Genomic DNA, 13,158 nt, shown 5'->3' on the forward strand with positions numbered 1-13,158 from the left:
TCTAGTCGAAGAGGCGCTTGAGGAACTGGCGAAGGATGGCCGCAGTCAGCCCCCAGATTTCGTGCTCCCCCACGGTGTAGAAGTGCACCGGATGGAGGCGCCCCCGGTGTTTCCAGTTCTCTTTGTGCCAGATATCCGGGTCGCGGAGGGCCTCCAGGGGGACCTCGATGACCTCGTCGATCTCTTCTCTGTTGACCCGGTAGGGGTAGGGCCAGGGGAAGCTGCCGACGAAGGGGACGACGTGGTAGCCGTGAACGGAGATGAAGTCGTCGAGGCGACCGAGGATCCGGACATCGGCGGCGGCAATCCCCATCTCCTCCTCGGTCTCCCGCAGCGCCGTGGCGCAGAGGTCGGCATCCCCGGCGCTCCAGGCCCCCCCAGGGAAAGAGATCTCCCCCCGGTGGTGATTGAGATGCCGGGTCCGCCGGGTGAAGAGGAGCGTGTCCACCCCCTGGCGGACGAAGAGGGGGACGAGAACGGCGGAGGGGCGCAGCCCGCGATCGGCGATGGAGCGCGGCGCATGGGCCGCCAGGCGTGCGGCGATAAAAACCGGATCGAGCATCAGCGCCGCGCCGCGTTGTCCTTGAGGGCGGCGATGGTGGCGCCGTAGTCGGCCGTGCCGAAGACGGCGCTGCCGGCCACGAAGACGCTCGCCCCGGCCGCGGCAATGGCGGCGATATTGTCGGTTTTCACCCCGCCGTCGACTTCGATCTCCACCTGTAGCCCGCGGCGGTCGATTTCGGCGCGCAGCGCTTCGATCTTGGCCAGGGAAGAAGGGATAAAGCTCTGGCCGCCGAAGCCGGGGTTGACCGACATGATCAGCACCAGGTCAATATCCTCGAGGATGACCTCGAGACTCGAAACCGGGGTCGCCGGGTTGAGGGAGACTCCGGCCTTCTTGCCGAGACTTTTGATCAGTTGCACGGTGCGGTGCAGGTGGGGGACGGCTTCAACATGGACGGTGATCAGGTCGGCGCCGGCCCGGGCGAAGTCGGGGATGAAGCGGTCGGGGTTTTCGATCATCAGGTGGACGTCGAGGGGGAGGTTGGTCACCCGGCGGGCCGCCTCCACCACCAGGGGACCGATGGTGATGTTGGGGACGAAGTGGCCGTCCATGACGTCGATATGAACGTAATCGGCTCCTCCGGCATCGATGGCCTGAATCTCCGCGCCGAGGCGGGCGAAATCGGCGGAGAGGATGGACGGTGCGATCTTGATCATGGAAAACTCCCTGGGTGAAGGTCGTCCTGCGCGGGCGAAGGGTCGGAGAAGGGGCGTCTATCCGCGGCGGCGGAAGCGCACGGCGAAAAAGGCGTCCATCCCCCCGTGGCGATGGGGAAAGGTGCTCAGCGCGCCCCTGTCGTCGAAGAGTTCCTGCCACCCGGCCGGCGCCGAAAGGCGCAGGTCCTCGCGGACGAAGTCGGGATGGCCGGCAAGAAAGGCGTCGACCACCCCGTCGGTCTCCTCCGGCGTGAGGGTGCAGAGGGAATAGAGGAGGGTTCCGCCGGGACGCACCAGGGGGGCGACGTTGCCGAGGATGGTCCCCTGGAGGAGAGCCAGGCGCCCGATGTCAGCCTCGATGCGCCGCCAGCGGGTTTCCGGGTTGCGCCGCAGCACCCCGAGACCGCTGCAGGGGGCGTCGACGAGGACGCGGTCGAAGCTTTCGGCATCGAGAAATCCGGGGGGGCGAGTGAGATCCCAGTCGCTGGTCTCGATCCCCTCGCAGCCGAGGCGATAAGCCCCTTCGCCGATGAGGCGGACCCGCTTGGGGTGCAGGTCGAGAGCGAGAATGGCCGCGGCGTTGCCGGACAGGGCGGCGATATGGGTGGTCTTGCCGCCGGGGGCGGCGCAGGCGTCGAGAATCCGTTCTCCGGGCTGCGGATCGAGGAGGCGGGCAATGAGCATGCTTGCTTCGTCCTGCACCTGGCAGAACCCCTCGCCGGTCCCGGGGAGCGCCCCGGGCAGACGGGCGGTCACTCTCACCCCTTCGGGGGCATAGCGGGTCGCCTGCACCTCGTATCCGGCCTTGCGCAGCTCCTCCAGGTAGGCGTCCCGCTCCAGGCGCAGGGTGTTGACCCGCAGGGTGAAGGGAGCCGGTTCGAGCATGGCGGCAGCCAACGCCAGAGCCTCCTCGTCGCCGAGCTCACGGCGCCAGCGCCGGGCCAGCCAGGGGGGGAGGGAGAGAACCTGCTCGAGATGGGCAAGGGTCGCCTTCTGCGGGTCGGGCCAGGGGATCGCCGCGGCGCCGCGGATCAGGGCGCGGAGGATGCCGTTGATGAAGCCGGTGGCCCGCTCCAGCCCCAGGGTGCGGGCCAGCTCCACCGTCTCGTGAACGGCGGCGGGAGCCGGCACCCGGTCGAGATGGAGGATCTGGTAGGTGCCGAGTCGCAAAAGCGTCCGCACCCCGGCCTCCACCTTCTCCAGGGGCTGGCTGCAGAAGCGGCCGAGAGCGAAATCGAGGGAGCCGCGGCGGCGCAGCACCCCGTAGACGAGTTCGGTGGCCAGGCCGCGGTCGCGGGGATCGATCCCGGGAGCGGCGCGCAGGGCGGCGTCGAGCGCCAGGTCGGAGTAGGCCCCCTCGTCGACACGGCGGAGAACCTCGTAGGCGATGTGGCGCGGATCGAGCAGTTTCAAAAGGTTTGACCTCGGCTCTCGGCTGATCATTCAAAAAAGGCGGGGGCATGTCGGACATGCCCCCGCCCAGGACAAGGGATGGCGATCGGTTCGGCGCAAAAAAATCATGGCTACTTCAGCTGTGAGGCATGCTCTCCAGGCGCCGGATCCGCTCCTCCACCGGCGGGTGGGTGGAAAAGAGGGACTTGAAGCCGCCGCCGCGCAGCGGATTGACGATGAACATGTGGGCGGTCGCCTCGTTGACCCTGGGCATCGGCGAGCGGCTGTTGGCCGTTTCGAGCTTGCGCAGAGCGCTGGCCAGGTGGTGGGGACTGCCGGAAAGCTGCGCCCCGCCCCTGTCGGCTTCGTACTCCCGGGAACGGGAGATCGCCATCTGCACCAGCATGGCGGCGATCGGCGCCAGGATCATCATGAGAATCAGGGTCAGGGGGTTGCTGTCCTCGTCGTCGCGGCCGCCGCCGAAGATCATCGCCCACTGGGCCATGTGCGCCAGGTAGGAGATCGCCCCGGCCAGGGTGGCGGCGATGGAGCCGATGAGAATATCGCGATGCTTGACGTGGCTCATCTCGTGGGCCATGACTCCAAGGAGCTCCTCGCGACTGAGAATCGCCAGAATCCCCTCGGTGGCGGCGACCACGGCGTGCTCGGGGTTGCGCCCGGTGGCAAAGGCGTTGGGCGTCGGTTGAGGGAGGATGCAGACCTTGGGCATCGGCAGGGCGCCCCGCTGGCAGATCTCCTGCACCACCTCATAAAGGGGTCCGCTCTGCACTTCGCGGCCGCGGTACATGGCGATGACGACGCGGTCGGAAAACCAGTAGCTCCCCAGGTTCATCGCCGCGGCCAGGATCAGGGCGAAGAGGGCGCCCCCCTGTCCGCCGAGGGCGCCACCGGCGGTCACCAGCACCAGAGTCAACAAAGTCATGAGCATGACGGTACGGACGGTATTCATCAAAGATCACCTCTGTCGTTAATTGAAGCGAGTTCTGCTGCCAATATAATGGCCGGGGCGGGGAAAATCAAGGGGCTCAAGGTTGGAGGTGTTCGTCGAGAACCCTGGCCACCTCGTCGAGAACGACGTGGGTGTCGAGGCAGGGGCCCTTGGGGCGACGGTTGAGAATGCCGATCACCGGAAGGGGGTAGGCATCGCGGATCCCGGTCGTCAGGTCGCGCTCGCAGGCCACGGCGAGGATAAAGGCCGGGCGCTTCTCGACGATCAGCTTGCGGGCCAGGGTTCCGCCGGTGGCCACGGCAATCTCCACCCCTCGGCGACCGGCCATCTCGGCCAGGGCGCTGATGTCGCACTTTCCGCAGCGGAGGCACTTGTCCACTTCGCCGGTGATTCGGATCGGACAGTCGAAGAGCTGGATGCAGTGGGGGAGGAGAATCATCGCCCGCGCCGGCGCCACCCGCAGTTTCCGGGAACGGACCAGCTGATTGTTGAGGGCGATAAACGACTGCTGCAACAGATCGCGATGGATCCCCATGAGGCGCCCGAAGGCGATGACCGCCGGGAAGAGGGCCTTGATGACGACCCGCCGCAGTCGCTCGGAGAAGAAGAGGTCGCGCCCGGTGAGGAGGGTGAGAATCAGCAGGGAAAGCCCGCCGACGATGAGGGCGGCGAGGGTCGCCAGAACCGCCCCGGAAATCAGCGGCAGGATGGGATGAATGTTCTCCAGCCCGACGCTCGGCACCCACCAGAGGAGAAAGGCGCAGAGCAGAACCAGGGCGCAGGCCACAGCCAGCAGTCCGATGAAAAGGCGCTTGCGCGGCTGGTACTCCCGGTGCGGGGCGGGCGTCGCGGCCAAGTCAGGGCTCCAGGGTCGTTCCGGGGGGGAGGTGTTTGCCCTGGAGAAAATCCCGGGCAGAAAGGCGCCTCTTCCCCGGCAACTGCAGCTCCCGGACCAGCAGAACCCCCTCGCCGCAGGCGATGCGCACTCCGTCGGCGCCGGCGGAAAGGACCGTCCCCGGCTCTCCCTCCCCGGGCTCGGGGCGGGTGCGGGCGATTTTGAGGACCTCGCCGTCGAGATGTGTAAAAGCCCCCGGCCAGGGGTCGAGCCCCCGCACCTGGTTGTGGATCGCTTGAGCGCTGCGGCTCCAGTCGATGCGCCCGTCCTCTTTCTTCATCATCGGCGCATAGGTGCTCAGGGCGTCGTCCTGGGCTTCGGCCCTGAGCGTTCCGGCGCAGAGCCTCTCCAGAGTCTCCTCCATCGCCTCGCGGCCGAGAAGGGCCAGGCGGTCGTGGAGCTCGCCGGCGGTCTCTTCGGGACCGATGGGGGTGGCGCGCTTGATGAGCATGGCGCCGGTGTCGAGGCCGACGTCCATGACCATCGTCGTCACCCCGGCGACCTCTTCGCCGTCGATCACCGCCTGGTTGATCGGCGCCGCCCCGCGGTAGCGGGGGAGGAGGGAGGCATGGACGTTGATGCAGCCGTAGCGGGGGATTTCCAGAACGCTCTTGGGGAGGATCTGGCCGTAGGCGACGACGACGATCAGGTCGGGGGCCAGAGCCCGCAGCTCCTCCACCACGGCCGGGTCGCGCAGCTTTACCGGCTGATAGACGGGGATCCCCCGGGCGAGGGCCAGTTCCTTGACGGGAGGCGCCGAGAGCTTGTTGCCGCGCCCCTTGGGGCGGTCGGGCTGGGTGTAGACGGCGCAGAGGTCGACCCCGGTGTCGAGCAGCCCCTCCAGGGTGGCAAGGGCAAAGTCCGGTGTACCCATGAAGACGGTGCGGATGTCCTGGGGCTTGATCACAGCTGCTCCTGCTGCTGTTCCATGATCTTCTTGTACTTCTTGCGGAACAGCGATTTTTTGAGGGGGGAAAGGTGGTCGACGAAGAGGATACCGTCCAGGTGATCGATCTCATGCTGAAAACAGACCGAAAGGAGCCCTTCGGCGTCCCGCTCCACGGTCTTGCCGTCGAGGTCGAGATAGCGCACCCGGACCACGGCGGAGCGCGTAACGCTGGCGTAGTAGGCGGGGACCGACAGGCACCCCTCCTCCTCGCAGACCTCCCCCTCGCGGGCGATGATCTCCGGGTTGAAGGCGGTGATCAGCTGCGGCGCCTCGTCCTTCGGGGCGCAGTCGAGAACGATCAGGCGCAGCGAGACTCCGACCTGAGGGGCGGCCAGACCGACGCCGGGGGCGGCGTACATCGTCTCGGCCATGTCCCGGGCCAGACTTTTCAGCTCGTCGTCGATGACCGTCACCGGCTTGGCCACCTTCTTCAGGATCGGATCGGGATAGTGAAATATTTGCATCAGTGCCATGGTTCTCTGTCTCGGTGCGGGTGGAAAATCGTTGGAAAACCGCTTGGGCGGTGAGGTGAGCGGTCCGTCACAGCCACTCATGATAAGGGGAACAGTGCAGCAAAGTCAACTTATTGGCAACGTTTCGGCGGGATCGGGTGAGGAGGGGGATGGGTCATTGACTTGAGGACGGGGCGGGGAGAAATGGGGTGGATGGGAGACACCGGTCTGCGGGGGGGGACAGGCTACTTTTGCCGTCCAAAAAGTTGCCTGTCCCCCTACCCACCAACGGCCAATCCAAGAGGACCTTATCAGGAAGGAGTTCAGGTACCTTTTCAAGGAGCCAGTCCCCCAATATCGCGCTACTGTTGCCCGGGGACTGGCTACTTTTGCAGTTTAAAAGTTGCCTGTCCCCCTACCCACCAACGGCCAATCCAAGAGGACCTTATCATGAAGGAGATCAGGCACCTTTTCAAAGACCCAGTCCCCCAAATGGGACTTGGCGGTGGAGGCTCAGCTTCAGTCGGCTCAACTCCCTGCCGGTCAGGGGGGTGTCGACATACTCGGCCCAATCGGAAGGCAGTTTGAGCAACCCCGTATCCGTCACCTTGCCCCCAGGGACTGGCTCCGAAGGTGCCTGTCCCTCGACTACCGTCTTTCCAAGGGGGACAGGCACCGCTTGCGCTGTCGTCTCAAAGGGGACAGGCACCGCTGATACGGAGCCAGTCCCTGGGCAGATTGTGAGGTTTTCGCGGTGGGACGACCAGGGCCAGTCGCGGGCCGAGACGACCATCCCGGCCTGCACCGGGTTGCCCTCCACGTAGCGGGCCACCGTCAGCAGGTGGTCGTCGTCCCGGACGATGAAGCTCTTGAACCGGCCTTGCCAGAGATGGCCGCTGGTGCCGTGGTGGCGGTGATAACGGCGCACATGGCTGGTCATCAGCCACTGCATCCATTTGCTCAGGTCTTCTCCCCTCTGCGGCTGGACCAACAGGTGAAAATGTTATGTGAAGCGCGAACTTATGTGAAGTTGCCCTCAACTCTCTTCTGATTCTCTCATCATTTTCGCCACTCCCCTGGGTTTTCGCCAATAATTGCTGCACATAATTCTGCGCCCTGACCATCCCCGAATGCCTCGATAATAGAGGCAAAGAAGGGAGGTTGTCATGGAACTGGAACAGGCATTTTCGTGTCCGGGAACGCTGAAGAAGTTGCGAAGCGGCCCACTGGGAACGCTTCTGGACGGTTTCTGTACCTGGTTGATGGAGCACGGTTTCCGTCAGGGGACCATCCGCAAGCATCTATCGAACGTCTCTCATTTTAATCAGCATCTTGGCCGGCAAGGAGTTGTCCCCGGCCAAATCCTCTGTCCCAAAGACGTTGATGGATTTTTCGAAGCATATCCTGCCCGGTGTCGGCACCGCGGGCCACTGGAAGGTCATCTGAAGCGGGTTCGCCACTCGCTCAGTCGTTTCGTCGAGTACCTTGGCGAACAGGGGTTTTTCAATCCGTTGCCGCAAAGCGAGATCTTTGCGCCTCTTCTGGATGCCTACCTCGAATGGATGCAGCATTACCAGCACGCCGCTGCCGGGACCTGCGAGTTGCGCGCTCAGTACCTCACCGTTTTCCTGCGCTACCTCGGCCCGCAGGCGACATTACAAGGGTTGGCCAAGCTGAGCCCGGAGAGCATCGAGGCGTTCTTCCTGGCTTATGCGCAGAAGGTCGGAAAAGCAGCGCGGCGATCGATGCAGTCGACCCTGCGGACCTTCTTCCGTTTCTGCCTGCATCGAGGCTACGTCCGGGAGCCCCTGGACCTGGCGGTTCCTACCTTGAGAGCCTACAAGCTGGCTTCGGTCCCGCGCGGCTTGACTGAGGCTCAGGCTCGGCAGGTCCTTCAGGGGATCGACCGCAAGACCACGGTGGGCCGACGGGATTACGCCATCGTTCAGTTGCTTCACACCTACGGTGTCCGAGGCGGCCAGGTTCGGGCGTTGCGGCTGGAGCAGATCGACTGGGCGCAGAACCGGATCTTCTTTGCAGCTTCCAAGGGCGGCAAGGACAGCTGCCTTCCCCTCACCGTCGAGGTGGGGGAGAGCCTGCTGAACTACTTGCAAAATGCCCGGCCATCCAGTTCGAACCCGCAGGTGTTTCTGACCTCGCGTGCCCCCTACCACCCGCTTCCCCGCTCCAGTTCCCTTTCCGTCATCATCGAGCGCCGTATCCGAGCCGCAAGCATCGAGATTCCCAGCAAGGGCGCCCACGCCTTTCGGCATGGCTTTGCGACCCGGATGCTCGCGCAGGGAGAACCGTTCAAGGCGATTGCCGATGTGCTGGGCCATCGCCATCTCGGCACCACCTTTATCTACACCAAGGTCGACTTTAACGCCCTGAAGCAGGTCGCCCTGGAGTGGCCGCAGGAGGTGACGCGATGAGAACCCTGGAATTTCACAGCGCCCTGGCTCCTCAGATCCGGAACTTCATCAGCTTGCGGCAGCTCTCCGGCACCGATTATCAGAGCCAGGCGCTGCTGTTGAGCTACTTCGACCGCTTCCTGGTCGAAGAAAAATTTGAAGCTTCGTGCATCACCCCGCAGATCACCGACCGGTATCTTCTGACTCTTTCGCACCTTGCACCGCGTGTGCAGTCAAACCGCTTCTGCGTGGTGCAGCAGCTGTGCCGGTATCTCTTGCGGCACGACCCGCTCACCTACGTTCCCGAACCCATAAGGGTCATTGCCTCGCAGGCGGCTCATCAGCCGTACATCTACAACCAGAGGGAAGTCGGCGCCTTGCTGGCCGCCGCCGCGGAATTGCGGCCGCCGGGCTCCCTGCGGCCACTCACCTACCGGACACTCCTCGGCCTGCTCTACAGCACGGGCATCCGTATCGGGGAAGCATTGGCCCTGAACCTGGAGAACTTTCTCTGCGCCGAAGAGCGGCTCTACATCGTCGAGGGCAAGTTCCGCAAGGCCCGCTGGGTGCCTTTGAGCACGACCACCTGCCAGGCGTTGCAGCAATATCTGGACAGACGCCTTCGCATCAAGCCGCGCTCGCCGGACTCCCCGCTGCTGCTGAATCAACGATCCCGGCGCTTGCATCATGTCACGGTCAACCTTACCTTTCGGCAGTTGCTGCGCCGCTGCGCCATCCCCCACAACGAGCACGCCGGCCCCCGCATCCACGACCTGCGACACACCTTTGCCGTTCACAGGCTGCTGGCCTGGTATCGAGACGGGCAGGATGTAAACGCGCGGCTGCCTTGGCTGGCAACCTATCTGGGACATGTGGATATCCATTCCACCCAGGTCTACCTTCGGGCCACGCCGGAGCTGACCGAAGAGGTGGCCCGGCGCTTCCACGATTACTACCTCCAACAGATCCAAACCAACGGAGGACAGTCATGAAACAGTTGCTGGCCAAGTTCATGAAACCCTTCTTCAGCCACTACCTGCCGATCCAGAAAGGCCTCGCGACCAATACCCTGCTGGCGTACCGCGACGCGATCAAGCTGCTGTTGTGCTTTGCTGCGGACACCCTGCGCAAGAGCGCCGACGAGTTGAGCGTCGAAGAGATCGACGAAGCGCTTGTGTTGGCGTTCCTCGATCATCTTGAAAACGTTCGCGGCTGCACGCCGCGAACCCGTAATGCCCGATTGGCGGCCATCCGTGTCTTCTTCGGTTTCATCGCCCGAGAGGAGCCGGTCTTGCTGCTCCAGTGCCAGAGGATTCGCACCATCCCTCTGAAACGTACGCAGCACAAGACGGTCAAGTACATGGAGCAGGACGAGATGCAGGCGCTGCTCGATGCGGTGAATGTCAATGCACGCACCGCCGCGCGCGACAAGGCTTTGCTGCTCCTGCTCTACAACACCGGGGCTCGCGTCAGTGAAATTGTGGGCATCAAAATCCCAGATCTGCGCCTGCAGGGTGCCACCGCTCAGATCTCGCTTCTGGGCAAGGGTAAAAAGCACCGCAGCTGTCCGCTGTGGCCCGAAATGGCACAAGCCCTTCAGGCTTACCTCAAAGTTCGCAATCCCCATGATCCGGCCGCTGAGCAGCTCTTCCTCAACGCCAACGGAGTTCCCATCACCCGTTTCGGCATTCGCCAAATCCTGAGCAAATATGCGGCCTCAGCCCGGAATCAATGCCCATCGATGAGGAGCAGGGCCGTAAATCCACACACTATCAGGCATACCACGGCCATGCATCTGCTGCGGGCCGGCAACGATATCAATATGGTCAGTTATTGGTTGGGGCACGCCGACATCAACACCACGCATGTCTACGTCGAAATCGATATGGACATGAAACGGAGAATGCTCGAAAAAACAACAGCACCGGTCGTCAGCCACGACCTGCCATGGCAGAAGCCCGACGTCTTGCAGTGGCTCGCTGCGCTCGAAAAATCACCTAAATTATGTGCAGTAAAACCTTGATCTGGGGTAGAGAATGAGGGAGTGTCCAGAAATGAACTTCACATAAGTTCGCGCTTCACATAACACGTGTTATGTGGAGCTCCACATAAAAAATGGTTGGACATCAGACAGTAGGCGAGCACCTTGACCGGGAAGCGCTCCTTCGCCTCACCGATCAACGTCACGAACGCCGCAAAATCCGCCGGCTTGTGAAACACCTCGGCCCGTCCATTCCCCCGGTTGAGAACATGATAGACCTCATTGTCAGCCACCACCCTCCCCGCCCTCGGCATCCCCCCTCCTATCCTTTGGGACTGGCTACTTTTTTGCCCTTCAAAAAGTTGCCTGTCCCTCTACCACAACGGCCAACCTCTCATTTAGATGGTGCCTGTCCCCCTCAGAGGTTTGTCCAGCCGGCCCCCTTTATGCCGTCTCAAAGCAATAAAGACAACCGCCGGTATCGGCGGTGTATAACCGACCATCCAGGTAAACTGGTTGTCCGGTAAAGCCAATGGTCTTCCTTTTGTCGGCAAAGCTCCAGACCATCTCTCCAGTCTCGATGTCGACGGCTTGAATGCACTTTTCATTGTTAAAGATAATTTTTCCGGCCATATATGGCATATTTCCACCGCCTCCTTCATCAGGGTGATGTCTCTCCAGAAGAACCTCCCCGGTTTCTGGTTCGAGAATGCGGAAGCAACTATCCGCCATACCGTATAGCCGACCATTCCGATACAAAACTTCCCTCAGTTGCATCATTCTCTTTGTCATCCAAAGGATATCTCCCTTTTCCAGATCGAAGGCAACAATTCGACCGTTTGACCCAGCATAGATGCGACCTCCGTGGATGAGTGGGCTTCGACAAGTGATCGACCCGCGGGCAGGGGTACCAACGCCTGTGTCACATTTTCCCAACTCGCCAAAATTAATACTCCAACGCAATTCCGAGGTCTTGCGGTCATAACAATTATAAAAGCCACCGCTGGTCTGAACAACCACCTCCTCCTCGGTAAAACTAGGTGAATGGCCCTGATCCATTTCTATTTGGCGCACTACCGCACCGGTCGCCGGATTAAGGAAATACACGCCGCCAATGGCACAAATAATTATTTCACCCGCAAAATGTCGTATCGGACTACACGCAGTGAACCCCTCGGTCCGCCAACAAATATGCCCATCCTTCAAGGCAACCACCGAACTTGATGAACTATCACAAAGGATTACCGTGTCTTGATAGAGACACATCCTTCCCCCCAACCCACCACCCATGTTATCCAAAACAACCTCCCAGCGGACTTTGCCGGAAGCTCGATCAAAAGAGGAAATTTTTTGGTTTACAGTAAAGTTTTTTGGGGGATTTCGCGAGACAGCTATGGCACTCTCCTCTGAAAGAAGGATACTGACATAGGGTGAATTAATATTTTTAGATTTCCAAAGAATTTTCAATGGAAGCATCACTTTTTCTTCGACGACGCTGTTGCCACCAGGGCCGCCCCCGATGTAATCGTAACGATTTGAGTCTTCCATTATAGTCCCCTTACTTTATGGTATTTAATTGAGATATTACCCTAATCCTGTATGTAGAAAGGCTTACCTGATTTGGCGGACCGCCGCGACGACCCCTTGTATGCCCGGTGGCAGAGGTACATTCCATCCTGCCTCAACCATGTGATTTGATTTTTTGGAGATCGGACCCCTCACGCTGGGTCACATGGTGGGTCAAACCGGGAACTATTGACGCGAGAGCGTCTGGCTGTGGCTGAACCATAGGAAACAGATAAGAACCTGTCAATGAGTTTCGGATGCCGTCCCCGGGATAAAGGGCTGCCCCAGGAATACCAGGCTGAGACTACATCTGCGGGACTGCCTTGCGTAAAAGGGGACAGGCACCGCAGAAGCGGAGCCGGTCCCCCGGGGCAGAAACGCCCGTCGCTGAGCTGGCGACGGGCGCTTCTGTGAACATTAACGAACAGATTTCGAAAGCGACTCAGCCCTTCTTCATCGCCTCGAGCATCGCCTCGCCCATGCGGGTCGGGGAGGTGGAGACGTTGACGCCGCAGTCGGTGAGGGTGCGGATCTTGTCTTCGGCGCGTCCCTTGCCGCCGGTGACGATCGCCCCGGCGTGACCCATGCGCCGTCCGGGAGGCGCCGAGACGCCGGCGATGAAGGCGGCCACCGGTTTTTTCATGTTCGCCTTGATCCACTCGGCCGCCTCCTCCTCGGCGCCGCCGCCGATCTCGCCGATCATGAAGACGCCGGTCGTTTCCGGGTCGGCGTTGAAGAGTTGCAGCACGTCGATAAAGCTCATGCCGATGATCGGGTCGCCGCCAATGCCGACGCAGGTCGACTGGCCGAGGCCGGCGTCGGTGAGCTGCTTGACCGCCTCGTAGGTGAGGGTACCGCTGCGGGAGACGACGCCGATCGACCCCTTCTTGTGGATGTAGCCGGGCATGATGCCGACCTTGCACTCGTCGGGGGTGATGACGCCGGGACAGTTGGGACCGACGAGGCGCATCTTGTGCCCTTCGAGGACGCGCTTGACCGGCACCATGTCGCGCACCGGGATCCCTTCGGTGATGCAGATGGCCAGATCGAGTCCGGCGTCGGCCGCCTCGAGAATGGCGTCGGCGGCGCCCGGCGGCGGGACGAAGATCATCGAGACGTTGGCGCCGGTGTATTTCACCGCCTCCTCGACGGTGTTGAAGACCGGAATCCCCTCGACGTGAATCCCCCCCTTCCCCGGGGTGACCCCGGCGACGATCTGGGTGCCGTATTCCCGGCACTTCTGGGCGTGGAAGAGGCCGCTGCGGCCGGTGATTCCCTGGACCAGGACCTTCGAATTCTTGTTCAGCAGTATCGACATGAC

Annotated in this window: 14 protein-coding genes; 3 read left to right on the plus strand and 11 right to left on the minus strand. The window is 62.0% G+C overall.

What is annotated here, in order from left to right:
• Nucleotide 1 precedes the first annotated feature (1 nt).
• The 8 genes from DSOUD_RS16825 to DSOUD_RS18745 all read right to left on the minus strand — a co-directional run bounded on the left by DSOUD_RS16825 (nucleotide 2) and on the right by DSOUD_RS18745 (nucleotide 6,870).
• Entirely contained in the window at nucleotides 2-562 is a 561-nt protein-coding gene (locus tag DSOUD_RS16825; protein WP_053552094.1) for a CoA pyrophosphatase, read from the minus strand.
• Nucleotides 562-1,221 carry a ribulose-phosphate 3-epimerase gene (gene rpe / locus DSOUD_RS16830; protein WP_053552095.1) on the minus strand — a complete coding sequence of 220 codons (660 nt, stop codon included), beginning with the start codon at nucleotides 1,219-1,221 and terminating at the stop codon, nucleotides 562-564. The genes DSOUD_RS16825 and rpe overlap by 1 nt, the downstream gene beginning before the upstream one ends.
• 57 nt (nucleotides 1,222-1,278) lie before the next feature.
• Nucleotides 1,279-2,634: a 16S rRNA (cytosine(967)-C(5))-methyltransferase RsmB gene (gene rsmB, locus DSOUD_RS16835; RefSeq protein ID WP_096335457.1), complete on the minus strand. Its 1,356-nt coding sequence runs from the start codon at nucleotides 2,632-2,634 to the stop codon at nucleotides 1,279-1,281.
• Between the two features lie 115 nt (nucleotides 2,635-2,749).
• Nucleotides 2,750-3,583 (minus strand): zinc metalloprotease HtpX, encoded by an 834-nt coding sequence (gene htpX, locus DSOUD_RS16840; RefSeq protein ID WP_082351350.1) that lies wholly within the window; start codon nucleotides 3,581-3,583, stop codon nucleotides 2,750-2,752.
• A 76-nt stretch (nucleotides 3,584-3,659) separates the two neighbouring features.
• Nucleotides 3,660-4,439: a DUF116 domain-containing protein gene (locus DSOUD_RS16845; RefSeq protein ID WP_053552098.1), complete on the minus strand. Its 780-nt coding sequence runs from the start codon at nucleotides 4,437-4,439 to the stop codon at nucleotides 3,660-3,662.
• Nucleotide 4,440: 1 nt separating this feature from the next.
• Nucleotides 4,441-5,352 (minus strand): methionyl-tRNA formyltransferase, encoded by a 912-nt coding sequence (gene fmt, locus DSOUD_RS16850; RefSeq protein WP_053552439.1) that lies wholly within the window; start codon nucleotides 5,350-5,352, stop codon nucleotides 4,441-4,443.
• Nucleotides 5,353-5,381: 29 nt separating this feature from the next.
• Nucleotides 5,382-5,900, minus strand: coding sequence for a peptide deformylase (def, locus tag DSOUD_RS16855; protein WP_082351351.1), 519 nt, complete (start codon nucleotides 5,898-5,900; stop codon nucleotides 5,382-5,384).
• A gap of 451 nt (nucleotides 5,901-6,351) precedes the next feature.
• A complete protein-coding gene (locus DSOUD_RS18745) occupies nucleotides 6,352-6,870 on the minus strand; it encodes a transposase (RefSeq protein ID WP_198300332.1) in 519 nt (172 codons plus the stop codon).
• Nucleotides 6,871-7,045: 175 nt separating this feature from the next.
• Between DSOUD_RS18745 and DSOUD_RS16870 the strand changes: the two genes are divergently transcribed.
• The 3 genes from DSOUD_RS16870 to DSOUD_RS16880 are packed head-to-tail and all read left to right on the plus strand — an operon-like array spanning nucleotide 7,046 to nucleotide 10,313.
• Nucleotides 7,046-8,311 carry a site-specific integrase gene (locus DSOUD_RS16870; protein WP_082351111.1) on the plus strand — a complete coding sequence of 422 codons (1,266 nt, stop codon included), beginning with the start codon at nucleotides 7,046-7,048 and terminating at the stop codon, nucleotides 8,309-8,311.
• Nucleotides 8,308-9,282, plus strand: a complete 975-nt coding sequence (locus tag DSOUD_RS16875) for a tyrosine-type recombinase/integrase (protein WP_053552101.1) — start codon at nucleotides 8,308-8,310, stop codon at nucleotides 9,280-9,282. Before DSOUD_RS16870 ends, DSOUD_RS16875 begins: the two co-directional genes overlap by 4 nt.
• The gene (locus DSOUD_RS16880) at nucleotides 9,279-10,313 is read left to right on the plus strand and encodes a tyrosine-type recombinase/integrase (protein ID WP_053550355.1); all 1,035 of its coding nucleotides are present in this window, start codon (nucleotides 9,279-9,281) and stop codon (nucleotides 10,311-10,313) included. Before DSOUD_RS16875 ends, DSOUD_RS16880 begins: the two co-directional genes overlap by 4 nt.
• A 38-nt stretch (nucleotides 10,314-10,351) precedes the next feature.
• Here DSOUD_RS16880 and DSOUD_RS16885 read toward each other — a convergent pair whose 3' ends face one another.
• From DSOUD_RS16885 to sucD, 3 genes are all read right to left on the minus strand, one after another.
• On the minus strand, nucleotides 10,352-10,564 hold the full coding sequence (locus DSOUD_RS16885; RefSeq protein WP_157671910.1) for a transposase: 213 nt from the start codon (nucleotides 10,562-10,564) through the stop codon (nucleotides 10,352-10,354).
• Between the two features lie 151 nt (nucleotides 10,565-10,715).
• Complete coding sequence (locus DSOUD_RS18090) at nucleotides 10,716-11,819, minus strand: outer membrane protein assembly factor BamB family protein (protein ID WP_082351353.1); 1,104 nt, start codon at nucleotides 11,817-11,819, stop codon at nucleotides 10,716-10,718.
• A 460-nt stretch (nucleotides 11,820-12,279) separates the two neighbouring features.
• Complete coding sequence (gene sucD / locus DSOUD_RS16895) at nucleotides 12,280-13,155, minus strand: succinate--CoA ligase subunit alpha (RefSeq protein WP_053552104.1); 876 nt, start codon at nucleotides 13,153-13,155, stop codon at nucleotides 12,280-12,282.
• Nucleotides 13,156-13,158 lie beyond the last annotated feature (3 nt).

This window comes from Desulfuromonas soudanensis (genome assembly GCF_001278055.1).
Taxonomy (GTDB): domain Bacteria; phylum Desulfobacterota; class Desulfuromonadia; order Desulfuromonadales; family WTL; genus Deferrimonas; species Deferrimonas soudanensis.

Bases quoted from the DNA above. Each gene is read 5' to 3' on its own strand.
- sucD (WP_053552104.1), bottom strand. From the start codon at position 13,155: ATGTCGATACTGCTGAACAAGAATTCGAAGGTCCTGGTCCAGGGAATC.
- rpe (WP_053552095.1), bottom strand. From the start codon at position 1,221: ATGATCAAGATCGCACCGTCCATCCTCTCCGCCGATTTCGCCCGCCTC.
- fmt (WP_053552439.1), bottom strand. From the start codon at position 5,352: ATGGGTACACCGGACTTTGCCCTTGCCACCCTGGAGGGGCTGCTCGAC.
- DSOUD_RS16875 (WP_053552101.1), top strand. From the start codon at position 8,308: ATGAGAACCCTGGAATTTCACAGCGCCCTGGCTCCTCAGATCCGGAAC.
- def (WP_082351351.1), bottom strand. From the start codon at position 5,900: ATGGCACTGATGCAAATATTTCACTATCCCGATCCGATCCTGAAGAAG.
- htpX (WP_082351350.1), bottom strand. From the start codon at position 3,583: ATGAATACCGTCCGTACCGTCATGCTCATGACTTTGTTGACTCTGGTG.
- DSOUD_RS18090 (WP_082351353.1), bottom strand. From the start codon at position 11,819: ATGGAAGACTCAAATCGTTACGATTACATCGGGGGCGGCCCTGGTGGC.
- DSOUD_RS16870 (WP_082351111.1), top strand. From the start codon at position 7,046: ATGGAACTGGAACAGGCATTTTCGTGTCCGGGAACGCTGAAGAAGTTG.
- DSOUD_RS16825 (WP_053552094.1), bottom strand. From the start codon at position 562: ATGCTCGATCCGGTTTTTATCGCCGCACGCCTGGCGGCCCATGCGCCG.
- DSOUD_RS16880 (WP_053550355.1), top strand. From the start codon at position 9,279: ATGAAACAGTTGCTGGCCAAGTTCATGAAACCCTTCTTCAGCCACTAC.